The sequence below is a fragment of the Paraburkholderia sp. BL27I4N3 genome (assembly GCF_003386115.1).
GTDB lineage: Bacteria > Pseudomonadota > Gammaproteobacteria > Burkholderiales > Burkholderiaceae > Paraburkholderia.
This window is the reverse complement of sequence record NZ_QREJ01000001.1, coordinates 1493148-1515415: the sequence shown is the minus strand read 5'-3', so window position 1 is coordinate 1515415 and position 22268 is coordinate 1493148. Positions and strand designations below refer to the sequence as shown.

General features: G+C 59.5%; 21 protein-coding genes and 2 pseudogenes. 12 read left to right on the top strand and 11 right to left on the bottom strand.

The annotated features are described in order from the left end of the window. Nucleotides 1–222: 222 nt before the first annotated feature. Entirely contained in the window at nucleotides 223–738 is a 516-nt protein-coding gene (locus B0G71_RS06900) for a hypothetical protein (protein WP_116140641.1), read from the bottom strand. Nucleotides 739–1906: 1168 nt separating this feature from the next. Here B0G71_RS06900 and B0G71_RS06890 point away from each other — a divergent pair. The 3 genes from B0G71_RS06890 to B0G71_RS06880 all read left to right on the top strand — a co-directional run bounded on the left by B0G71_RS06890 (nucleotide 1907) and on the right by B0G71_RS06880 (nucleotide 5491). Beyond that, nucleotides 1907–2341 carry a hypothetical protein gene (locus B0G71_RS06890; RefSeq protein ID WP_147308659.1) on the top strand — a complete coding sequence of 145 codons (435 nt, stop codon included), beginning with the start codon at nucleotides 1907–1909 and terminating at the stop codon, nucleotides 2339–2341. 538 nt (nucleotides 2342–2879) lie between these two features. Continuing rightward, nucleotides 2880–4349 carry an NADH-quinone oxidoreductase subunit NuoN gene (gene nuoN / locus B0G71_RS06885; protein ID WP_116140637.1) on the top strand — a complete coding sequence of 490 codons (1470 nt, stop codon included), beginning with the start codon at nucleotides 2880–2882 and terminating at the stop codon, nucleotides 4347–4349. Between the two features lie 530 nt (nucleotides 4350–4879). Beyond that, nucleotides 4880–5491 carry a hypothetical protein gene (locus B0G71_RS06880; protein WP_147308658.1) on the top strand — a complete coding sequence of 204 codons (612 nt, stop codon included), beginning with the start codon at nucleotides 4880–4882 and terminating at the stop codon, nucleotides 5489–5491. 41 nt (nucleotides 5492–5532) lie between these two features. Here the strand turns inward: B0G71_RS06880 and gltS are convergent, their stop codons facing one another. Continuing rightward, a complete protein-coding gene (gltS, locus tag B0G71_RS06875) occupies nucleotides 5533–6735 on the bottom strand; it encodes a sodium/glutamate symporter (RefSeq protein WP_116140633.1) in 1203 nt (400 codons plus the stop codon). Between the two features lie 24 nt (nucleotides 6736–6759). Next, entirely contained in the window at nucleotides 6760–7950 is a 1191-nt protein-coding gene (gene nhaA / locus B0G71_RS06870) for a Na+/H+ antiporter NhaA (protein WP_116148381.1), read from the bottom strand. A 507-nt stretch (nucleotides 7951–8457) separates the two neighbouring features. On the opposite strand from nhaA, the gene B0G71_RS06865 reads away from it, so the two are divergent. Beyond that, nucleotides 8458–9624: a radical SAM protein gene (locus B0G71_RS06865; RefSeq protein WP_116140631.1), complete on the top strand. Its 1167-nt coding sequence runs from the start codon at nucleotides 8458–8460 to the stop codon at nucleotides 9622–9624. Nucleotides 9625–11187: 1563 nt separating this feature from the next. Then, complete coding sequence (locus B0G71_RS06860) at nucleotides 11188–11775, top strand: YSC84-related protein (RefSeq protein ID WP_116140629.1); 588 nt, start codon at nucleotides 11188–11190, stop codon at nucleotides 11773–11775. Between the two features lie 213 nt (nucleotides 11776–11988). Here B0G71_RS06860 and B0G71_RS06855 read toward each other — a convergent pair. The 6 genes and pseudogenes from B0G71_RS06855 to B0G71_RS06830 all read right to left on the bottom strand — a co-directional run bounded on the left by B0G71_RS06855 (nucleotide 11989) and on the right by B0G71_RS06830 (nucleotide 15951). Continuing rightward, nucleotides 11989–12708: pseudogene (locus B0G71_RS06855) on the bottom strand (IS6 family transposase). Nucleotides 12709–12769: 61 nt separating this feature from the next. Then, nucleotides 12770–12916: pseudogene (locus B0G71_RS06850) on the bottom strand (IS6 family transposase); the annotation flags it as partial. 91 nt (nucleotides 12917–13007) lie between these two features. After that, the gene (locus B0G71_RS06845) at nucleotides 13008–13883 is read right to left on the bottom strand and encodes a lipid A biosynthesis lauroyl acyltransferase (RefSeq protein ID WP_116140627.1); all 876 of its coding nucleotides are present in this window, start codon (nucleotides 13881–13883) and stop codon (nucleotides 13008–13010) included. Nucleotides 13884–14418: 535 nt separating this feature from the next. Continuing rightward, nucleotides 14419–14994 carry a hypothetical protein gene (locus tag B0G71_RS06840; protein WP_116140625.1) on the bottom strand — a complete coding sequence of 192 codons (576 nt, stop codon included), beginning with the start codon at nucleotides 14992–14994 and terminating at the stop codon, nucleotides 14419–14421. Between the two features lie 330 nt (nucleotides 14995–15324). After that, nucleotides 15325–15555: a hypothetical protein gene (locus B0G71_RS06835; protein WP_116148380.1), complete on the bottom strand. Its 231-nt coding sequence runs from the start codon at nucleotides 15553–15555 to the stop codon at nucleotides 15325–15327. Nucleotides 15556–15747: 192 nt separating this feature from the next. Continuing rightward, complete coding sequence (locus tag B0G71_RS06830) at nucleotides 15748–15951, bottom strand: cold-shock protein (protein WP_025527573.1); 204 nt, start codon at nucleotides 15949–15951, stop codon at nucleotides 15748–15750. 531 nt (nucleotides 15952–16482) lie between these two features. On the opposite strand from B0G71_RS06830, the gene B0G71_RS41260 reads away from it, so the two are divergent. Continuing rightward, nucleotides 16483–16923: a hypothetical protein gene (locus B0G71_RS41260; RefSeq protein WP_181916730.1), complete on the top strand. Its 441-nt coding sequence runs from the start codon at nucleotides 16483–16485 to the stop codon at nucleotides 16921–16923. A gap of 59 nt (nucleotides 16924–16982) precedes the next feature. Here the strand turns inward: B0G71_RS41260 and B0G71_RS06815 are convergent, their stop codons facing one another. Both B0G71_RS06815 and B0G71_RS06810 read right to left on the bottom strand, forming a co-directional pair. Further along, entirely contained in the window at nucleotides 16983–17219 is a 237-nt protein-coding gene (locus tag B0G71_RS06815; protein WP_116140620.1) for a hypothetical protein, read from the bottom strand. Nucleotides 17220–17719: 500 nt separating this feature from the next. Next, nucleotides 17720–17968, bottom strand: a complete 249-nt coding sequence (locus B0G71_RS06810; RefSeq protein WP_116140618.1) for a DUF1488 domain-containing protein — start codon at nucleotides 17966–17968, stop codon at nucleotides 17720–17722. Nucleotides 17969–18370: 402 nt separating this feature from the next. On the opposite strand from B0G71_RS06810, the gene B0G71_RS06800 reads away from it, so the two are divergent. The 6 genes from B0G71_RS06800 (at nucleotide 18371) to B0G71_RS06775 (ending at nucleotide 22252) form a co-directional block, all read left to right on the top strand. Continuing rightward, nucleotides 18371–18910 (top strand): chemotaxis protein CheB, encoded by a 540-nt coding sequence (locus tag B0G71_RS06800; protein ID WP_116140614.1) that lies wholly within the window; start codon nucleotides 18371–18373, stop codon nucleotides 18908–18910. A gap of 499 nt (nucleotides 18911–19409) precedes the next feature. After that, complete coding sequence (locus tag B0G71_RS06795; protein ID WP_116140612.1) at nucleotides 19410–20033, top strand: response regulator transcription factor; 624 nt, start codon at nucleotides 19410–19412, stop codon at nucleotides 20031–20033. A 50-nt stretch (nucleotides 20034–20083) separates the two neighbouring features. Beyond that, on the top strand, nucleotides 20084–20395 hold the full coding sequence (locus B0G71_RS06790; protein ID WP_116140610.1) for a hypothetical protein: 312 nt from the start codon (nucleotides 20084–20086) through the stop codon (nucleotides 20393–20395). 198 nt (nucleotides 20396–20593) lie between these two features. Continuing rightward, on the top strand, nucleotides 20594–20860 hold the full coding sequence (locus tag B0G71_RS06785) for a hypothetical protein (RefSeq protein WP_116140608.1): 267 nt from the start codon (nucleotides 20594–20596) through the stop codon (nucleotides 20858–20860). Next, on the top strand, nucleotides 20850–21296 hold the full coding sequence (locus tag B0G71_RS06780) for a hypothetical protein (protein ID WP_116140606.1): 447 nt from the start codon (nucleotides 20850–20852) through the stop codon (nucleotides 21294–21296). Before B0G71_RS06785 ends, B0G71_RS06780 begins: the two co-directional genes overlap by 11 nt. Continuing rightward, on the top strand, nucleotides 21293–22252 hold the full coding sequence (locus B0G71_RS06775; RefSeq protein ID WP_181916729.1) for a tyrosine-type recombinase/integrase: 960 nt from the start codon (nucleotides 21293–21295) through the stop codon (nucleotides 22250–22252). Before B0G71_RS06780 ends, B0G71_RS06775 begins: the two co-directional genes overlap by 4 nt. Nucleotides 22253–22268: the final 16 nt, after the last annotated feature.

Sequence of the window (22268 nt, the reverse complement as noted above, 5' to 3'; positions counted from 1 at the left end):
TCCAATAGGCAAGGACCACACCGCCCCTTAATGCGCTTCAACCGGCTCGCGTGCATGTCCCGACCCTTCGTCCACGAGCGCTGGTTAAGGGGCTAAGGATACGAACGGGACGGTGATGGGTGCGAGAACACGTACCGTCCATACGGCGGCAGTACGAGCCGTTTGCGAGTGATTCGCCACTCCGGATACCCAATTTAGCTGCGGTCAGCCGCATACTTCAGATTAAAAGCCGTGGCGGACGGAAAGGGTCGCGCCCGTACTGTGCGAGTGGAGAACCGCTACACGCGCCGTTGCAGAGAAGTCCCAGTCGTCAACAGTCAACGACAGCCTTCGCTGCGGTTGTGAACCGATCGCTAATGTCGCGTTCGGCAAATCGACGATTGATAAGTGCCGCGCCGTCGACGAACCAATGTGGAAAGAATCCGATGCCGGCGGCGCTACCTCGGGCGCTGTCGTGGTTCTTCCGGCGCCGAACCGGAAGTCATGCGTCACCTGCGCGCTGTAGAAGTTCTCGCTTTGCGGGTAAAACGGTCCACCCTGACTCGACTGATATTCCATTTCATAGCGCTGCAAATAGCGTTGCGGTCCCGGAATGGGCGGAGCAAGTTCCAGTTGCAGAGGCGCGATGTTCTCAACCGTCATCTCTTCGTGCGAGTCGACGACAAGGCCACCTGCGAACGAAAATCCGCTCAGCATAAAAAGGATCGTGCCGACAATTCTTTCGTCAGGGTGGGTCATAGGCGCGCCTCCAATGAAAAAATTGAATCGTGATCCTTATGTCCAGACTAGCCGAGTCTAAACCCTGCATCTGAACAATCGCCTTTGCGGGCTTCGCTTGCACACTTATTGTAGTCAGTGTTTTGCGTGTGGCCACCTCAATGTCTGGATCGTCCGCCATGCTCCGGGCGATCCATGCTCGGGACACCTTACTGCGTGGTCTGCGGATGAAGGGCCGACGAACGACGTCGAGAGTGGCAGGACGGCCGCGCCGTCCATGACAACACGGTCATAACCGCGTGGTTCGGCACACCGAACGGAGAACGATTTGCAATCAGCGATTGACCGCAGGTGCGCCGCGGCGGTCCTGGTCGACCGGTGATGACCGGTGGACGTGAGTGGCAGCGGGAGTACGCGCCGGCTAGATGGCTGTTACACGCGCACGACGTCAGTCGGTGGCTGTCATGGCGCGAGTTCAACGGCAGCAGATCGCTGATGTCGGCGTCCGGCGCACGATGCGGCAGTTCGTTCAGCGCGTACAGCAGGTATGCGAATGGCGCCGCTCAGATCGGTTGAATTACTTCGCCGCGACTGGTAATTTCCATCTCGGGCGTCAATGCAACCGGATTTAGACGGGACTGAAAGCCGATCGGCGGGTCGTCGGGAAATTCACTTCACGCGTATCTTTCGCCTCACCAGCCGATGGAAGGAGGATGGATGTCTTGATGCCACGTTCAAACAGCCCGTGTTCGGGAGTCGTCAAGACGGTCGCCCGGACAAAAATGCGTCGTCGATGGGAATGGCACCACGAACTATCAAGAGACGCTTGACTATGGTGAGAGGCCGCCGATTTGGAATGCAGCAGCGCCGTTCCACGCGCGCCCACTGGCTTCCGCCACGTAGCTGCGGGGGGTTATACGAGCGGGCGATGTGCATGTGAAAAAGACGTTTACTTCCTCCTTGTCCCGGCTTATTTTGACCCGGTAGGATTCGAGTCCCTCGTGCGTCCGGTTTTCGTTCGTCTGCCGGCTCGACTTGACACCTTACAAACTTTGCGCACGCCGGGCAGCACAGGTTGAGATTGGTGCCGTCGCGCGAAGCTGTGCTTATTCCCCGGAATCAGGTATCCCAATGCGGAATGTTGGGGATTCGAGCGTACTAACAGGGCAACAGGATGCACGGGAGATTGATGACAGTATTGTTTGTCGCTTTTAGCGGCATGCTGTCGGCGTGCGCAGGCCGCCTGTCTCCCAGCGCAGAGGTCATGCGTAACGCCGACTATGGCCCCTACCCGGCCGACTACAGAACGATCATCGAGAGATATCGCGAGGCACGGTTCGAGAACACAACAACCGGAAACGTACAGTACCTCAGCGTGCCGCAAAAGTCGTGGGGCGGGTTCAGTTTCCATCCGTACTTCGGTTATGTCGTGTGCCTGGCCGTGAACGCCAAGGACGGTTTTGGCAGTCTCAAAGAAAGCAGGTTGACGGGCGTGTTTATCAGGGATGGGCAGGTGGTGGCCTATCGTTCTGCAGACCATACGCCCGACGGCACGGACCTGGCCGTGCGCGACATGTGCAAAGAAGTGATCGGCAGATTCGATACCCCCGCTAACTTGAATTGACGGGGCAAATTAACTTCGGACTAACCTGGAGTGGCATCGGAGATGCCCGTGCAAACTCCATGAACAGACCTCCCGGCGAGTTCCTTCAGCCTGCAAACGTTTCTCCAGCCGGTCCCATGAGATTACTGTAAATGTCCGTCGCACGGCCTGGCGGGCGATCCGGCCTACATGGCAGGTTGGATCTCTCACTGTACGGGCGTCGAAGAAGCTTGATGCGGGACAGCAAGTCGAAGTCAGCTAATGCGCGCCCAGCCGGATCCGCCAGATGAACGGATATCGGTGACCCGGGTTGATGTCGGCTCAGTCGTGGCAGTGATGAGAATTCCTCTTTACTGCCGCTTGCGTGATACTTTCATCAAGTGCTTTCGCTACCTGCGGCACTAACCTGCGGGGCGCCACGGCATGGACGGATTAAAAAGCCTTCAGGCCACATCCGGGGTGCATGACGGAGAAATTCTGCACGGACAGGTCCCATCTTCTCCTTGACCAGTTCGCATGTGGCGTAACCGACTCTAACTTCCCAAGAGCCATAAAGATCATGCAAAACGCACATATGCTGCTGCCTGACGCGCTTGTAGTGCTCGGCTTCGTAATCGCCTCCCGGGTCGGGGATTTCTGCTCTGAAGCAACGAACCGGCGTCTTACTTACCTCATCGCCCTCCTGTCGTCGACCGCGGCGGGCGTCTGGTTCGCGATCCAGTCGTCAGATCCGCATCACTACTATTTCTTCTCGCGGATGATCGTGATTGATCCGTTCGGCAGCGTGATGAAGGCAGCGGTTTCGCTCGGCTTCGCTATCTCGCTTGTCTATTCGCGTAGATATCTGGAAGATCGCGACCTGTTTCGCGACCACGTGTTCCTGCTGGGCATGTTCTCGCTGCTCGGCCAGTTGGTCATGATCTCGGGCAACCATTTCCTGATGTTGTACCTCGGTCTTGAACTGATGTCGCTGTCATTGTACGCAATGGTGGCACTGCGTCGCGACGTCGCGCAATCGAGCGAAGCGGCGATGAAGTACTACGTGCTTGGCGCACTGGCTACGGGTTTCCTCCTTTACGGCATCTCGATGCTTTATGGCGCCACGGGCTCGCTTGAATTGGACGAGGTGCTGAAAGCCGTCGCTTCCGGCCACATCAACGACGTCGTGCTGCTGTTTGGCGTGGTCTTCATCGTTGCAGGCGTTGCATTCAAGATGGGCGTGGCGCCGTTCCATATGTGGGTGCCGGATGTCTATCAGGGCGCGCCGACCGCGATGACGCTGTTCGTCGGCGGCGGTCCGAAGGCCGCGGCGTTCGCGTGGGGTCTGCGCTTCCTCGTGATGGGGCTGCTGCCGCTCGCCGTTGGCTGGCAGGAAATGCTGGTGATACTCGCGGCACTTTCGCTGGTTGTCGGCAACATCACGGGTATCGTGCAACGCAATGTGAAGCGGATGCTTGCCTATTCGACCGTCTCGAATATGGGCTTCGTGCTGCTCGGCCTGCTGGCTGGCGTCGTGGACGGCAAGACGGGTTCGGCGGCAAGTGCCTACGGTTCGGCGACCTTCTACAGCATCATCTATCTGGTCACGACGCTCGGTTCGTTTGGCGTGGTGATGCTGCTCGCGCGCCGCGATTTCGAAGCCGAGTTGCTCGACGACTTCAAGGGCCTCAACCAGCGCAGCCCGGTGTCCGCGTTCGTGATGATGGTGATGATGTTCTCACTCGCCGGTATTCCTCCGACCGTCGGCTTTTACGCCAAGCTTGCCGTGCTCGAAGCGACGGTGAACGCGGGCCTGACGTGGCTCGCAGTGCTGGCCGTGGTGACGTCGCTGTTCGGCGCGTTCTACTACCTGCGTATCGTGAAGCTGATGTACTTCGACGACCCGCAAGACACGTCGCCGATCTCGGCCGGTGTCTGCAACCGTGCGCTGCTTGCGCTGAACGGCGTGGCCGTGGTGGTGCTGGGTATCGTGCCGGGTCCGCTGATGACGGTCTGCCTGAAGGCAATCACGCAGACGCTGCCGCTGTGATGCCGAAGGTGGGCTGGTGTCAGCACGCTGCTGGCGCCGGTCGGCGTCAACCTGCCATTCGTGAATCAGTTGCCGCTGGAACGAACCCTAGGCGCACCGGACAGGAAGCCATGCTGGCATGGGTGTCAGGAGGAGCGCCGGAACGGGATTTCAGGGAAATTCTTCGCCGAACTGCCCCCCGTCGTGCGACGCGTCCAGCGGCGCGCATCCCCTGAGCGACAAAGGTCACCGGCGCGTGGCCCGGTCGATGACTTCGATTCCGGTTTTTTGGGCCGATGGATTGCTGTTCTGCCTTGTGGAAGGTCGCCTAAGCTATACAGTACAAAGTGCGTCGTAAAACCGTGTGGCGAGAAGCGATCAGGAGGATCGGGAGATTCGCGTGCCGGCCGATCGCCGTAAGCTGGGCCGCCGCTTTCGCCTTTTATTGCGCCCCTAAGCCAAGGCTGCCGCAGCGGCCCGGAATGTTTTTCACGCGATATCGCAGTCTCGCTTACGGATCGATTCTAAACACACACACCTATCGGACTGCCATGGCCTTCACCTGCGGAAAATGGAATCTGAAGTCTGTGCTGCTTCGCGCAATGTTGGCCGCAATACCCGTTCTGAGTTTGAGCTTACCGCCAGTTGAAGCATCGGCGCAGGTGCCGGCGGTCACTGAAGAAATCTGCATGCCTGCAGGAACGTACGCCATGGCTGGCGGTGGGACCACCGTCTTCTCGCGCGACAGGACCTGCTTTAGCCGCCCTGCAACGACTCCTTACCCGTGGGAGAAGAAAATCGCGCGCGCGAAGCAGAGCGCCCCGGACCGTTTCAATGGTGCCCGGGTGGTGCGGTACGACTACCACGACGCGCTGTATCACTGTGCGAAGCGCCGGATGCGGCTACCGACGGTCGAAGAACTGAAGGCGGTCTTTGCCTTCGCAAACTCGGGTAACGGTACAGCGACCGGAAACAGATACGCGATCGTCGCGCCAAAAGACGATTTGCGTTATCCCGGTGGCCTCTATGGCTGGGGAGGCGGTAGCACGTATTGGTCACACACCTTCGCCGGTAACCGGGTTCACAAGGTGGTGAATCTTGCCGGCGGTCAGGTGAGCATAGATCACGACGCGCACAGGAATTATGTATCGTGCGTGCGCTGAAGGACCGCGCCGCGCTCCGCGTGACGGCCGAACGGGTGCCGTTACCCGTAAATGGGCAGCAGCAGAAACAGCTTGATGACGATTGCGTTGGCGATGTCGATAAAGAATGCGCCCACCATCGGCACCACCAGAAAGGCCAGATGGGACGGTCCGAAGCGCTCCGTAATGGCTTGCATGTTGGCGATCGCAGTCGGCGTGGCGCCGAGGCCGAACCCACAGTGCCCGGCGGCCAGCACCGCGGCGTCATAGTTGCGGCCCATCACGCGGAAGGTAATGAAGATCGCATAGGCTGCCATCGCGAGCGCCTGCACGACCAGGATCGCGAGAAGCGGTAGCGCAAGCGAAGCGAGATCCCACAAACGCAGACTCATCAGCGCGATGGCGAGAAACAGCGCAAGGCTGACGTTGCCCAGCAGCGACACGGCAAGTTCGAAGGGCTGATACCAGCCGGGCAGCGCCAGACCATTGCGCAGAATGACGCCGACGAACAAAACACACACAAACGTGGGTAGCTCGAACGCGGTGCCGGTCAACCAGGACGAGAGCACCGCGCCGACCGAGAGACAGACCGCAATCAGCGCCACGGTTTCGATGACGGCCTCCACCGTGATCGGCCGCACTGCCTTGGGTTGTTCAAACCCGGTTGTGTCCACGGCGCTGGCCTCGGGGGCGGGGGCGAGGCTATGCCGAGTAATGAGAAAGCGTGCGACCGGGCCGCCAATCAAACCCCCGAGGATCAGGCCGAACGTTGCGCAGGCAAGCGCAATCTCCGTTGCCGATGCGAGCCCGTGGCGCTCCGCGAACACCTTGGCCCATGCCGCGCCGGTGCCATGACCGCCCGACAGGGTAACCGACGCTCCGAGCAGGCCGAGAAGGCGTTCCTGTCCCAACGCCCAGGCGAGGCCGATTCCGAGCGCATCCTGCATCACGAGCAGGCCGACCACCACCCCCAGAAAGACAATCAGCGCCCGCCCACCCGCTTTAAGGCTCCCCAGATCGGCGTTAAGACCGATGGTGGCGAAGAAAGTGAGCATGAGGGGCGCCTGAAGGGTCGTGTCGAAATGCACTTCGATTCGCAAGGCGCTACGTAACGCAAACACGAGCAGCGCGACGAGCAAGCCGCCGACCACCGGTTCGGGGATGGTGTAGACGCGCAACACGCGCACCCTGGCAAGGATCAGCCGCCCAAGCAGAAGAACCAGGGCCGCGGCCATCAGCGTTTCCGGCGTGTCGAGTCTGAGCATGTTCGTCTCCAGTCGGGAGGTCGATCAGCCAGCCCCGTGAGGTGGGGCTGTACTGGAATGACCCGACGCGAACCTGAGAAGCAGATAGCCGGTAACGCCCGATAGCACTGAGCCTGCGATCACGCCTAACCGGAGTGGCGTGAAATACTCGGGGCCTTCGAAAGCGAGGGAGCCAATGAACAGGCTCATGGTGAAGCCGACCCCGCACAGTGCGGCGACGCCGGCAAGCTGGGGCCAGTTTGCGCCCTCCGGAAGTCTGGCCAGGCCGAACCTGACCAGCGCGGCGCTCGCACCGAAGACACCGACGAGCTTCCCGACGAAAAGCCCTGCAGCGATGCCGAGCGGCAGCGGCTCTGCAAGCGCGGCAAGCGTGACGCCAGCGAACGAGACGCCGGCGTTGGCGAACGCGAAGATCGGCAAAACCGCAAACGCTACCCAGGAGTGGAGGCCGTGTTCAAGCAGGTGCAGGGGAGCGTGACCTTGGCCGTCCTTCGCCTTCAACGGTATAGCGAACGCGATGGCAACTCCTGCCAGGGTTGCGTGGACGCCGGATTTCAGAACGAATACCCACAAGATCACGCCGACAACAACGTATGGCGCGATACGGGTGACTTTCAGCAGGTTCAGGATAATTAGCGCCGCGATTGCCACAACCGCGAAAATCAGCATCTGGACAGAAAGATCGGCCGTATAGAACAGTGCAATGATGACGATTGCGCCCAGGTCATCCGCAATTGCCACGGCGGTCAAAAATATTTTCAGCGACACGGGCACGCGGCGACCCAGAAGGGAGACGATGCCGAGTGCAAACGCGATGTCCGTGGCGGTAGGGATGGCCCAGCCGTTCAGGGCCGCTGCGTTTCCGCGACAGATCAGGAAATAGATGAGTGCCGGCACCACCATTCCGCCGGCTCCGGCCGCAACGGGGAGCACGATCTGGGCGGGCGTCGATAGTTCGCCTTCGAGCACCTCGCGCTTGACCTCAAGGCCGACCAGGAGGAAGAAGATGGCCATCAATCCGTCGTTGATCCAGAGCAGGAGCGGCTTCGCGATGACGAATGATCCGAAGCGCATCTCCACAGGGATCTTCAGAAGATCGTCGTAAGCCTGTCGAAGCGGTGAGTTGCTGCAGATCAGCGCGAGTATCGCGGCGGCGGCAAGCAGCAAGCCGCCTGCCGATTCCAGTCGGAGAAACTCGGTCAGGCGATCGGTCATCTTTCGAATCGCGTTGTCGATCACGATGCCGGATCCGTTCTGTGTTTGTCTGTTTGTCTGCATCCAGCGGCGGCCGACGCTGAATGCCGTTGTTCGCTTCGTCAACGTGCGCCTTCTCAAATGATCATAGTCGGCGCGCGGGGCCATTGAAACCCAATTTTGGATTCTGGTCGAGATGCGCCGCCAACATCGAATGATGGAAAAACGAAAGACGGACCGTTATTGGTCGCATGTAGATTGCCGGGCGGACAGGCGCCCAGAACGTTCCGGCGTCGCAATCGGGCCGGCGAACGAAACCGCTCGCGCGGTAGAGAGCCCCGGCCAGGAAGAGACGTCCGTCAGCGGACTCCGGATGGCCGTCTTCCGCTTACACCGTTCCCCCGCAGTCTCCACCGCTTCAGTCCGCCCCTAGCTGACCCCATACCCGCATCTATCGCGCACAGGCTAGCGTGTGAAGCGTATGCTTGGATCCTTCGTGCCGGATTCGTCAGCCGACTGTGAGGGTTCATGGATATGACAGAGCGGATCATTAAATGGCGCAATCTGCGTCACGCAGACGGCGTTGCCAGCGAGTCGCGCAATCCATTGCCTGCGGTCTGCGACGTATCGGTAACGAACGTTTGCAACGCCGCATGCGACTTCTGCGGGTTCTCGCGCGACAAAAACCTGGCAGGCCCCCGGCGCTATCTGGATCCTGATGAGTTCGCGCGTGCGCTGCCGATCCTGCGCAGACGCCGGATTCGCTACATGACGCTCCAGGGGGGCGAGCCGCTGGTTCACCCGAAGATCGAATCGCTAGTGGCCTCGGCCACGAAAGCCGGCATCGATTGCGGTCTGATCACGAACGGCTGGTTCCTCCCCCGCCACATCAAGCAACTGGCCGCGGCCGGCCTCAAGCGTCTCCTGATATCGATCGATAGCGCGGACATGGGCGAGCACGAGCGCAATCGTGGCCTGCGCGGTCTGGAGGCCCGCATCCGCGATGGAATCGCCCAGGCGCGCGCCTTTGGCATCCCGGTCTGCGCATCGGTCACGGTGAGTCGCCTGGTCCATTACGCGTCGCTTCCAGAGACGCTCAACCGGCTTGGCTTCGATGCCGTCGCGTTTTCCTATCCAAGGCGCGAAACGCTCGGTTCCACATCGCTCGTTTACGACGAAACATCGGCGCTCGTCGACCTAAGCCGTGACGAACTACTCGAAGCGTTGAGCGCAATCGGCCGCCTCAAAAAGCGCTTCCGTGTAATGGACCCGAGCGCTGCGCTGGCCGAGGTCGGGCGGTTCGTGCGCGGTGAACAGCAACTGATCCCATGTATCGGCGGCAGCAAGTATTTTTATATCGACTGGAACCTCGATGTCTGGCGTTGTGAGGCGTGGCCCGAGCCAATGGGTTCCGTCTTCGACCTCGACCGCCTGCCCGATCAACGGGAGCCCTGCAATGACTGCATGATGGGGTGCTACCGGCATGCCAGCGTCCTGATGCACGGCGCCATTGCCGTGACCGACTCGGTATACGCGCTGGGCAGGGGCGAGCTTCGCGCTGCTGTCGGTACGTTGTTCCAGCGCAGCGTCGCATATTCGCTGTGGGCGCTTTCAGTTGAAGAATTACCCCGAGCGGCGCTTACCTCATTAGCAGGACGGAATGGCGGACGCCGTTCGCCACCGCAAAGCTCATAAGCCCGATCTGCCGCAACTGAGGCTCCGGATGGGAGGCTGCGTCGCCGGTTCGAATTCAAACGGACGTTCTTGGGGCGATCGTGGTCGTCTTTAACGGCCGGCCTAAGGTTGCTATGCGCCGGCGGTCACGCGGCCACTTCCCAGAGCTCAGCCATTCGAAGACCGGTAGTCAATCTGGCTCCAGGAAACCTCAAGGAAACTGATGCGATCGGACTCGCTCAGCTTCCTTATTGGGCCTCATCTAACAGCCCCTTGGCCGGGAGCCTCGATTTCAATCTGATCAAGGCGGACGGCAGGTGCTCAGCGGCACAGGCAACGTTCTTGCGCGAAGGCTGCCGATACAGGGATACGAAAGCACGGTCGCACGTGCACATCTCCCTGCGCGGGGGGAGATGTGTCTAGCGCGCCGCGATCCCTTGTGCCCCCGGCGGTACGCCGGTGACTGAACCAAGTGGCTCGAGTGTTCCGTCTGGCATCACGCGAAAGCCACTTACAGCGCCGTTACCTTCCCGAACGTAGAGGAATTTGCTGTGACGACTGAGCGCCATGTCAGGGGGACACTGAGCGTGCCCGCAGTCGGATTGAGCAAGCGTACTGTACCGTCCGCCGCAATCCGCAGACTGCTGATCGAGCCGCTACCGGCATTGGCCGTGTAGGCAAAACGTCCATCGCGCCGTGGTGACAAGCCAGTAAGGGGCGCTCTGGCCCAAGGGACTTGCTGCACTGATCGAAGTCAGATGTTTGCTGTCCTCACAACAGCGGCTTACGGCGGGGACCCGCAGCCCCCGAAGGTCGTCGAGGGCTTTGCCACGATAAAAAAGACGAGCCGAATAAATGCCGATATGATGAGGACTCCTTACACGGATAACGAATCGAACTGCAGGCGGACGTCTGCGCGAAGCACCGGTCTTTCATCTGGCTTTCGACGACCATGTGCATGAACTCAATCCCGCCTAGAATAACGCATGCGTGTAGTCACCCATATGAGCGTCGGGTTCAGACGCCAGATAAGCGCTACTGCTCCTCTCTCGGGTGTCAGCGAGTGCGGACGTCATGGCAAAAGGGGGGTTGCGTGTTGATTGGGACTACCGTGAGAATCAGGCGAGAGCATGAGCGACATGGCTCGAGCGCAATCCGGAATACTGGGACAAGTATCGGGAGGCGCGTCCCGACTACGTGAAGAAGACCAGACAGCAGCAAAAAAGTCCGCAACGCGCAACGGTCCATTGTTGCAAATACGGACGCGGCGCTTCAATGACAGTAACGAAGCATCGCTCAGGATGTGCTGAACCGGTTGTTGTTGTGCGCGACTACGCTTCGAAGCTCCTGTAGAACGCCGCAGTGTCAACCTTGCCAACGTATCGCGACGCCCCAGAGAACCATGCGCCTGCGAGGCGGGTTCTGACCTTTTGCACGTCCAGACGGCAAGCGCTTGAAGTGAGTGAACGGAACGCTGAACCGTGTCGCGCTGAGTCTTCACAGTGTTGGGAGAACTGGATCGAAGGGCGTAGCGGCCAGATCATGTACCGGGGATTCGCCTCGGAACCATGATGGAGAACGACAATGAACAGACGGAACTTTGCGCTTAAAGCGGCGGCTGCCATGGCTGCGGCGGGTCTGACGCTGACTGGCTGTACGATGACCGCTGGCGGTGGAAAGAGCCCGGAAACCGATGCATCGAAGCGCCAGGCGATCGACGCGAGCGTGGACGGGACGATGTCGCGGCTCTTTTCGACCGTGGGGGGCTCGCATGAACTCGTATCGAAGGCCGAAGGGGTGTTGGTGTTTCCGTCGGTGAAGAAGGCGGCGTTCATCGCCGGCGCCGAGTACGGAGAAGGGGCATTGAGAGTTGGCGGCGAGACAGCCGGCTATTACAGCACGTCCTCGGGTTCATTTGGATTCCAGGCCGGGGTGCAGTCGACGGCAATCATCTTCCTTTTCATGACGAAAGACGCGCTCGACAGTTTCCGCAATTCCGCAGGCTGGTCGGTTGGGGGGAATGTAGCGGTTTCGATCATAAAAGTGGGCGCAAATGGTTCGATCGACACGACCTCAGTTTCCTCGCAGGTCGCGGTCATCGTGCTCACCAATACCGGTCTGATGGCCGATGCTTCGCTTGCCGGGACGAAGGTGACCCGGCTCAACCTGTGAACGCGAAGTCGGGTTTGCCCTTAACCTCGCAAACCGCCTGAGCGCTACGGCGCAAGTGCCGATCAGCGCGTACATCGCGGCTGTCCGTTGTCCGTCGCTGCAGGAGCCAGCAAATTGAAATGTTTCCGACAATGCAATTATGTGCATTGTCGGAAGCGCGGTTGTGGTGCAAATTCGGCAGGCGGGCGAGAAATCGCCCACTTTTCAGGGACCTCAACCATCTGAAAGAACCGCCATCCAGATCGAGGGCGAAGTGGTATCTTTGAGGTGCACGCCGGTGAGATCAAACTGGCCTTTGCGAATGCGATGCATCAGTTCGATGCCGGAGAGGGTCACGACCGCGTTCCGGAACCGCTTGAACCCGAGCATCACGTTCACCCGCGATTTGATGTGGCGGTGATCCTGTTCGATCAGGTTATTCAGGTACTTCGAGGATCGCTATTTCGTTGGCCTGGGTAGCGACCCGTCAGTCTTCATCTCGCGGACTGCCCGATGAGATGCCGCGTAGCCGTCCAGTGTGATCGTTCCAGGAGCGCGTCCCTGAGTTCTGATTGCCTTCGCGAAGAACGCCTTTGCTGCCGCCACGTCGCGCCTCGCGCTGAGGCGAAAATCGATCGTCTTTCCCGCTCGGTCAACAGCGCGGTAAAGATAGGCCCATTTGCCACGAATCTTCACGTAGGTCTCGTCGACTCGCCACGACTGACCGGCTGTCGTGGCCAACCGATTCCAACGTTTGACGAACTCCGGCGTGTAGCGCTTCACCCAACGCAGGATCGTCGTGTGCGCCATCGACAGACCGCGCTCGGCCATCATTTCAGCGAGATCTCGAAAGCTGAGCTTGTAACGCAGATACCAACGCACGCAAAGGACAATAACTTCGCGATCGAAGTGGCGCCCGTTGAATAATCCGTCAATGTCTTTCAGCTTACGCATTGGCACGCCCGTCAAAAACTCGAGCGTAACAGACCAGCGCATCCCAATTGCACCACTACCCCAGCGACAAACCGCGCTCGGCCATCATCTCGACCAGATCGCGCAGGCTGAGCTTGTAGCGAAGGTACCAGCGCACGCAGAGAATGATGATCTCCCGATCAAAATGCCGCCCATCAAACAACGCCTCCAGGCCTTTGCTCTTGCTCATCACCGACCACCAGAGTGTTGGACTGAATACTTTAACCGATTCGTCGAGCCTATTTGCACCACAACCAAAACGAGCCCGGCCCACTGCACTATCAATACACCGCAGGCATTCCCGGTGGACGATGTTTGAAGCGTCGATGCACCCAGTAGTACTGGGCTGGGAATTTCAGTATCTGTGTCTCGAGAAACGCATTCATGCAACGCGCGTCATCCGTGTCGCTTTTCGATGGGAAATCGCTGAGCGGCGCAAAGACGGTCATCCGATACCCTTTGAAATCCGGCAGTACTTCCGTGACGAACGGCACAACCCGCGCGCCCCCCATTCTCGCAAGTCGCGAGACAGAAGTCAGAGTGCACGCAGGGACGCTAAAAAAAGGCACAAAAACAGAATTTTCGATGCCATGGTCCATGTCCGCAGCAAGCATGACCGGCTTGCCCTGCCGAAGGAGTCTCACGATCTTTTTGGCGCTTGTCGAGCGTTCGACCATCTCGGCGCCGAATCGGCCGCGCTGCCGTTTGGCTAGGTCGCAAAGACGCGTGTTCGACATGTGCGTGTACAAGGAAGCGGCAGGCATTTTCAGCGAGTAAAGGATGCACCCGATTTCGATGCCCACGAAATGAAACCCCAAAAAGATGGTAGGCGGAGTATTCCTGTCTTCGAGATCAATCGCGCTTTCGATCTGGACGAGATTTTTTATCCTTTGCGCGCTACCGAACCATTGAACACCTCGTTCGAGATAGCTGCGGACGACATGCCGGAAGTGCTCCCTCGCAAGCTCATCGTACTCACGTACCGACTTTTCCGGAAAGCAGAGGCGCAGGTTGACAAGGACTATGTGTTTGCGACGGCTGGGAAGCGTGTACAGCGCCGCGCCGAGCGCGCTGCCGAACCTCGCGACCAATGGGTACGGAAGTATTGAGAGCGCGCGAAGTAAAGCTACGACGAGAAAATGACCGAGTTGATCCAAGCCCCGCTCCTGTGTGGCGGTCGGCTATGCCACGGGAAAACTTCTGTCAATGCCCACTTTGCGACGAGGTCAGGCATGTTCATGCCGTGCTCGGCAAACTTGAGTTCGCTTTCGAAATGAACAACGACCGTTACTGCCAATGACGCGGTAGCGGCACTCGATAGTGCGGACCATTCAGCCCAATTTCAATTTCTGACGTTGTTTAATAATTTACGCCAAACAATTCTGCCCCGTTTGTCGCAATTGGATCAATTTATCGAACAACGCGACGAACGTCAATGCACGGGAGCAGCGAGACTCATCAAAATCTGGGAGCAAGCACCGGTTAGCGGACCCGCGGCGCGGACGGCCGTTCGCCCCTGAAAGCCGTTCGAGACAGACGGGCGGATGAGATCAGGCATTCCTGTAAAGTATTTTGCCGGTGCTTCTCTCACTCGCCCCATACGGGAGGCGAGGTGCAGTGTGAAACCGCGCCGGCCTGCGGGCATGTACCGCATGAGGCCTTTATATCCGTAGCTGCGCCCTGGATAACGCTTTACAGATACTGGACAGCTGTCGCGTACGACTTCGCCGCTTCCTTCAGTTGCAGGGCCGCGGTCTGTACGGGCGTCGGCAGCTCATTCAGCGCGAGCAGGGTGTCCGCACCGTCCAGCCGTCTGCGAAGCTCGATCACGAGATCCATGACGCTGGCGTCACCCACCCGCCGGCGATTGCTTTGTCTGGAACTCACCATGGAGCAGTCGACCAGGCGATCAATCTTGCGGAAGTAGGCCTGGGAAGCTACGCGATGCCTCGCATACAGCGAGGCAACATTTGACTTTGAAAGACAGTCTTTAACGACCTCGGGATTCATGTCGAAATGAACCTGCAGCGCGTCGGCGGCGTCTGCCCGGTGGAAACATGCCACCTGATCGAACAGCGTCTCGCCGTCCCGGTCGATGAGATCGATCCAGACTTCACCGTCTTCGAGGATCTGGCCGGCGCGATGGATCACCCGCTCGTCCTCATTTGCGCGGGCGAGCATCCGGTGTCCGTCGACATCATCTACCGGCATCTCGAACACCTCCACCAGTTCCCCACTCACTGCGACCTGCATGACCAACAAAGCCATCTCTGCTCCTTGTGATGGGAATAACTGGAATACACCGCAGCGCAGTTTAAGCGATCCAAACTGGCGATATGAGTGCATTGGGGGAGATGAGGCGTGAGCCCGACATCTTCGCGGTTCTTCCGTGCGACTTTTCACGACAATCTGGTTGACGTGGCACGTGATCCCGGCGGCACCGGCACCGGCACCTGAACGGAAAGTAGCATCTCGGGGGTCATGAGACTGCGCCGGTCGAGGGCCGGCGATATGGCTGCGCGCATTGCGATGACGCACGTTTCAATCAGACCGGTGAGCGCCACATATGGCCGCTCGTGTGCTGCAGGCCATGCTGACTTAACCGCGACTGTCGACCCAGCCGCGCGCCCATGCTGCAGCGTGCCCCACAGCCTGTGTTTCGTTATCGAAATAGTCGAGCGCATCAAACTGGTAGGAGACCGGCTCAGCGCCGAGCGCGTCACCTCTGGTGAGCAGGAGATTTGCAGCGAACCAGCCGTCCGGTAACCGGTGAGCGGACGGCGAGACCGAATAACCGTTGTAATGGTCAATGTGTTTATTATTTTGCATAAGCGATAACCGACCGCACGACATCATGTCGTACAGGCTGAATGAACTGAAAAACGGGGCGAGACGGATCGTGTCGAAAAGACAAATGATGCGCACGTTGAAACGCGGCGATCAGATCGGGAGCGCATGGCTCCGCGAGGATGCTAGTCAGGCTGACAGGCAAAGGGTCGGCAGACCGGCCCTTGAAATACGTTACTGCGGCGAGATATTCGCGGCCTGCATACCCTTCGGGCCGCGCTTTGTCTCGTAGCTCACCTTCTGGTTTTCTGCGAGCGTCTTGAAACCGTCGCCGCGAACTTCCGAGAAGTGCGCGAAGAGATCGTCGCCGCCAGCGTCAGGAGTAATGAAGCCAAAGCCTTTGCTATCGTTGAACCACTTGACAGTACCGGTATCCATGAGAATTCCCTGAAATAAAAATAACAGCTCCGTTGCGGAGCGACAAAAACTTCAAGGAAGAAGAGAGGACAGCGAGTACCGCACAGATGAGGCGGAAAATGGTGATCAGCAATCGAGCTTCTTGAATATTTCGACGCTCACGGTATAGTGCCATAACGCGCCTGTCAATGCTTTTCGTAAGGAGCCCTTTCTCACCTGACAGTATCCCAAGGATATTGACTCCGCCGCTGGCTCCCCGAACGTCGCGCTGCCATACCGCAATTGCAGTGCTGCGACCAACTCCTTGCGTGTCGTCATGCTGATTCGCCTCGTCACCTCGCGTCGCTCCTGCCGGACAATCCGGCTGGTAGCAAACTACGTGAGGCAACGGGTCACCACGAGTTGCAATTCTGATGAGTCAATGCGCCAGCCAAGATGGTTGTCGGTAAACCGGACTTCGTGCTTGACGCTTTTCCCCCCCCATTAGGCCGAGCTCCAGCCGGTTGACCGGAGGGGTGGACGGAAGATCGCGTGTGTCGCGGGCATCAAGCCGTGAGCTGTTCGATCGCATTCCAGATCAACCTGCTGTCGTTGAACGCGGCCGTCGAGACCGTGCGCGCCATGGCGCCGGTCACGGCTGCGCGATACGCAGCGTATAACGCGTACCTTGATCTCCCTGATCGCGTCAGAAAGCTAAAGGTTGGCGAGCAACGCAAGTTGATGTCTGGTTTCGCTGCCTCCCACCAACGAGTAAGAGCACAAACACTTCCGTTCGACGGACGAGAACCCGTACTCCCGGGAGAAGCTATCCCATCGGGCGTCTTCGATCGACATCGGTTTGCTGTGCGCGCGCGCGAACGCGTTCATCATGGGACTTGCCTGGCGGCGAATCAGCACGCGCTCCCGGTCCAGAACGTACGATTCGTGTTCGGCGCGAAGAATAAGGTAGTGAGGAATTTCGTGCATTTTGCCACCCTGTGGGCCGTCAACTGACCCATGGCCGCACCCGCTCCGCTCGCACAGCGTACGGAGTGGAGGAAACGGGGATGGGATCAGTCAACTGGGCCAAGCAACACGTCGATTGCCGCTTGTCCGGCAATTTCGGCAACCAGGTAGGCCCATCGTTCAGTGAAAGGGCCGTTGCGCAACGGTATGCGGCCTCCCCGGGCGCCGAGCACATCGAGGTTGGTGCCGCCTTTTATCTGAAAAGTCACGTCAAACATGTCCTTAGCAGCCGGAGTCAATTCGACATGAATCTCGAAACTGCGATACACGATCATTCGGTGCATGAAAGACTCCGATCGGTCATTGGAGGCTAGCACGAAAGACAGCCTTGAATGGTTGGGGCCAGCTGCCGGGCATGTGTTCATGCATGCGCCTACCTCACCGCCCTCGGAAGTCTGTTCTCCGCAGGCACCCTTAGGAACCAATAACGGATCTGGTCAAGTGCGCGCCGATTGTTGACGATCCAACGGAGGTGCCGAACGTCCAGAACTGCTGCCTGGTGTCCGTTCGTACCGCTGGAGCCACGTAACGAGCGACGCTTTCGCAGATGACAGTCCCGCGTTGCGAATGTCAAAGATTCGCCAAGACTTTGAGTCACCGAACGTAAAGCGATCTTGCCCTGATGCCGTCGCATCCAGGGTAGAACTTCGTTTGATACGTGAGTGGCGGCAAAACGAAGTATTTGACGTCTGCCCCGGCCCAAGCGAAGGTAGTTCTGTTATGACGGCGTTTCTCGCTTGCTAAGCTGTCGGCTACCCGTTGGAGAAAAAGCTGTGGAATTTCATCAAATCGAATATCGATTCTGGGGGCCACGGACATACTGCCTTGTCGCCATTTCAAGTAGCTTCCCGCGAAATTCGTCAAATGCCACAAGAACCGACCGTTCGTCTGATCCGAGCGCCGGTTGCAGGCCTTTTAGCGTTGCACTGTCGACCTGAAACGTGATTTCCCGGGAATCATCATATCCCCAGAAAAGTACACACTGCCGCGTGGCATCGTAGCTACGGCTCGGATTCGGAAAATGGAGCGCCACGATCAGTTTTTTTCAATCTGCGCTGGATATCGCCACTTGCCCACGGTGGAATCGATGAGTGAATAGCTGATAGGCCTCTGTTCTGCCCGGTTAGCGTCCGTCGCTTCAAGCAGAAGAGCCTGCGCCCGGTGATCCCGATTGTAAGCGGTCTCGTTTGCCGCAAAAGAAATGGATTTCTTGGTATCTGATCGCACGAACTATCTCCGAAAGGCCAGTCTAGAACACCACTCTGCTCACTGTATACCCTTCGCGCCGTCGGAACTCCTTTTATTACCTTGGCCTTATAGGTCCAGTGCTGCTCTGGCGCGGCTTGAAAGGGCGGTGTCGACGCCAAGGTACGGACCATAACGCCGGTGTGAATGGCAGGATCGTCGACGATCTTACAAAAATGTAGAAGGTCCGTTGTTGTCCGGCGTCGTAGTTGACGCGCTCCAGGCCGATTCTTGCCTGTCTCAGACGGGTGTCTCGGGTAGGCGCCAACCGATCTCCGCGTCAACGGTCTATGTGGCGCCCCCCGACCGGCACATGCTGATGCGCGACGGCTTGATTATTCTGTCGACTGGACCCAAGGAAAACTTTGCGCGCCCGGCCGCTGATCCCCTGTTCCGTTCCGCAGCGGTCGAGTACGGCCCCCGCGCGATCGGCGTTATCCTGACAGGAAGACTCGACGATGGCGCCGCAGGACTGAAGGCTGTCGGCGCCTGCGGTGGTTTTACGATCGTTCAGGAGCCGTCGTCCTGCGTCGCACCGGAAATGCCGAAGGCGGCCCTCCAGGCCGTCTCACCGAACAGGGTTGTGCCGACTGAAGACATCGCGGCATCCATCGTCGGCGCGCTGAGAGACGATTTGGGTAAGGGAGTCAGCATGGACGAACGCGGGCGGATCCCCTCGTTGGCCTGGACCCGTCGTGCAGTCCATGGCGCGAGGCGCCCGATGGAATAGTGTTGACGATCTCATAAAACGACTCCAGTACGCGTGTGTCGCCGTACCTCCCGTGCCTGGTTGCCTCTCACGGAAAACCGACGTCAGACAGCGACCGTGAAGGCAAGGCGTTATTTTGTCCGAAACTGCCTAGCGGGCGACCCGTCGGTTCCGCTAGAACAGTAGCTGCCCCCTTAACGGAAGCGCGCCATGGAACGGATCTATCAGGCAACCGTGAGTCAGCTGGGCGACGCTGGACCGTGCTGATCAACGAACTCAACCGGTAGCAGAGTCCAATCCCGATCCGCTTAGCGCCGATGTTCTCCGGCTTACTCGCGAAACCGAGCGGCTGGTCAGGCCGGATCGGTTCGAGCGAGACCTTATACTGACCGCCCGTGCTCTTGTGAACATGGCGACCTGAAGGTCGCCGTGTTCAAGCTGAATGATGTGATTGCCGGGCGCCCGGGCGGCCGCTTCCAGCGCAGAGCACGGACGAGGAAACCGACCCGCCAGGAAAATCATGAACAAGCCGGCTTTCTTGGTGTACGTGGTCGATGACGACGAACACGTCTGCAGGGCCCTCGCGCGGCTGCTACGCCTAGCCGGCCATCGGGTGGAGACGTTCGGGAGCGCCGAAGCGTTTATCGAACATGCGGATCTCGCGGCCGGTCCGGCATGCTTGCTGCTTGATCTGCAACTTCCGACACTGAGCGGGCTGGCTCTGCAAGGTCGAATCGGCACAATGCTTCCCATTATCTTCATTTCCGGCCAAGGCACTCTGGAATTGGCTGTCGCCGCGATGAAAGCGGGAGCAGCGGACTTTCTGTCGAAACCAATCGCCGAAAGCACCTTGCTGCAAGCGATCGAGCGGGTGTTCGAGCGTGCGTGGAAAATGTTCGAATGGCGTGCCGAGCGGGCCGAAATCCGGCGCCGCGTCGACCATCTCACACGGCGTGAGCGGCAAGTAATGGCCCTGGTGATTGAGGGTCGTTTGAACAAACAGATCGCGAGCGAACTGGGAGCGGCCGAGAAGACGATAAAGATCCATCGCGCGCGGGTGATGGAAAAGATGAAAGCACGCTCGCTTGCGGAACTGGTTCGCCTTGGCGACAGGCACCGATCCAATCCAACCGAGGACGACTAACTGACACGCATCGCCTTAAAGCCAACAAAAATATCAATGAGAGGGCCAGCATGCCGCGGAAAAATATCATCGAAGCCACGCTGACGCAGGCCCGGTTGACTTACATGCTGGAGCTGGCGAGGGGCAGTTCGCATATCGCCAGCACACGGACGCCGGAGACGTTGAACCGTGCCATCACCGAAGTCGTGGACGGCTTTTGTCAGGTGCACGGCCTGCAGGCATTGGGCATCTTCCGGGAACTCCTCGCCCTGGATGTCGGGCACCGCGGCAATCAGGATGCCGCACTGGCGGTACGCTGTTTTGCGCCGGAGTTGAGCGGCCGAAAAAAAACCGGCCCGCGCGGGCCGGCGCAAAAGCCCTGACCTTTCCTCCGAGGGGAAAAATACGGTCAGGACCTGAGAGCGCGGTCCGGCTGCTAGGCAGGACTGCCTCTGGCGATGGCGACCGGAGCGATAACCCGGGTTAACGGCGGCAGGTCAGTTTTCTTCAGCCATTCTGCATCTGCGCACCGGTTGTCTTATATATGATAATGTCCTTATCAGATATAGGAGCCTGGACAGATGAGCGAAGGACTGGACGGTTTGGTGCGACAGCTGAAGGACGCGGCGCGGGCGTTCGAATCGCTGAACGGGGACATTGCCCAGGTCCCGGTCGTGCCGGGGGATCAGGCCAGTGTGCAGGCAGCAATCGGACAGATGGAGGCGGCCATTGACCGGAAGGCCGCGCCCTATCGCGGCAATCCGTTCGTGGACCCGGTCGTCAAGGTCCTCAAGGAAAAGTACCGCGAGCACATCATTGAACGTGGCCGGGAGCAGCATGAAGCGTGACATGGACCTGATCCAAGGGCTGGATGCTGGCAAAAGGCAACCTCAGCGAAACATGGCACCTATGCTGACCTTGGCCGCATCACTAGTCCTTGCAGGCTGCGCTACTCAACCTGTTGCCGACAGCAAGGCCGAGCGGGTAACCGCCCCTGCCTTTGGCCGCAGCGATGCAGCAGACACCGTCATTGTCATCACCCACGACAGCGGCTTTTCCAATGGCGGCAGTAACGCCCACATCCTGATTGATGGACGAGATGCCATCCGGTTGCGCCCCTCACAGCAGGTGCGTCTCTATGTGAGTGCCGGCGAACACCTCGTCGCAGTGGCCCAGAACGACGACAACGTGCAGTCAGCGGCAGAAACGGTCACCCGGCTAGGGAGTGAGCGACGCTTCCGCATTAGCGCCCAGCCAGGCAGGTTCGACCTGATCCCGCAATGAAGACAGCAGGTGCACTCGTCACGGCAGCGCCCCTTCCCGCACTGGTGACCTGCGCTGGCGAGCAGGCCAGCATCCGATTTCTGGAATTCTTCGCGTCGGCGATCCGCAATCCGCACACGCGCCGCGCGTATGCACGGGCCGCGGGGGACTTCCTCGCCTGGTGCGCCGGCGCCGGCGTGACGTCGATTACGGCCGTGCAGCCGCTACACGTGGCCGCGTGGATCGAACTGCAGACACAAAGGTCCTCGGCGCCGACCGTCAAGCAGCGGCTCGCCGCGATCCGCCACCTGTTCGACTGGCTTGTCACCGGCCAGATCGTGCCGCACAACCCGGCCGCGTCGGTCCGTGGCCCCAGCCATTCCACGAAAAGGGGTAAAACGCCGGTGCTCGATGCGGCGGAGGCGCGGCAGCTGCTCGACAGCATCGATGCGACCACGCCGATCGGCCTCAGGGACCGCGCGCTGATTGCGCTGATGGTGTTTTCGTTCGCACGGGTGGGGGCAGCGCTCGCGATGCGGGTCGACGACGTCTACGTGCAGCACCGGCGCCTGTGGGTGCGCCTGCGTGAAAAAGGCGGCAAGGCGCACGCGATGCCGTGTCATCACACGCTGGAGGCGTACCTGCACGCCTACCTCGACGGCACAGGGATCGGTGCCGATCCGAAGGGGCCGCTGTTCCGCACGATCGCACGCGGCACCGGGCAGCTGAGCACCACGCCGCTGCCGCAGGCCAATGCGTACGCAATGGTGCGGCGTCGTGCGCTCGCCGCGGGCATCGGCACGGCGATCGGCAATCACACATTCCGCGCGACCGGGATCACCGCCTACCTGAAAAACGGCGGCACGCTCGAGAACGCGGCGGCGATGGCCAACCACGCGTCGACCCGCACCACCCAGCTGTATGACCGGCGCCACGACGACATCAGCCTCGATGAGGTGGAGCGGATCCGCGTGTAAGACACGGCGGCATTGT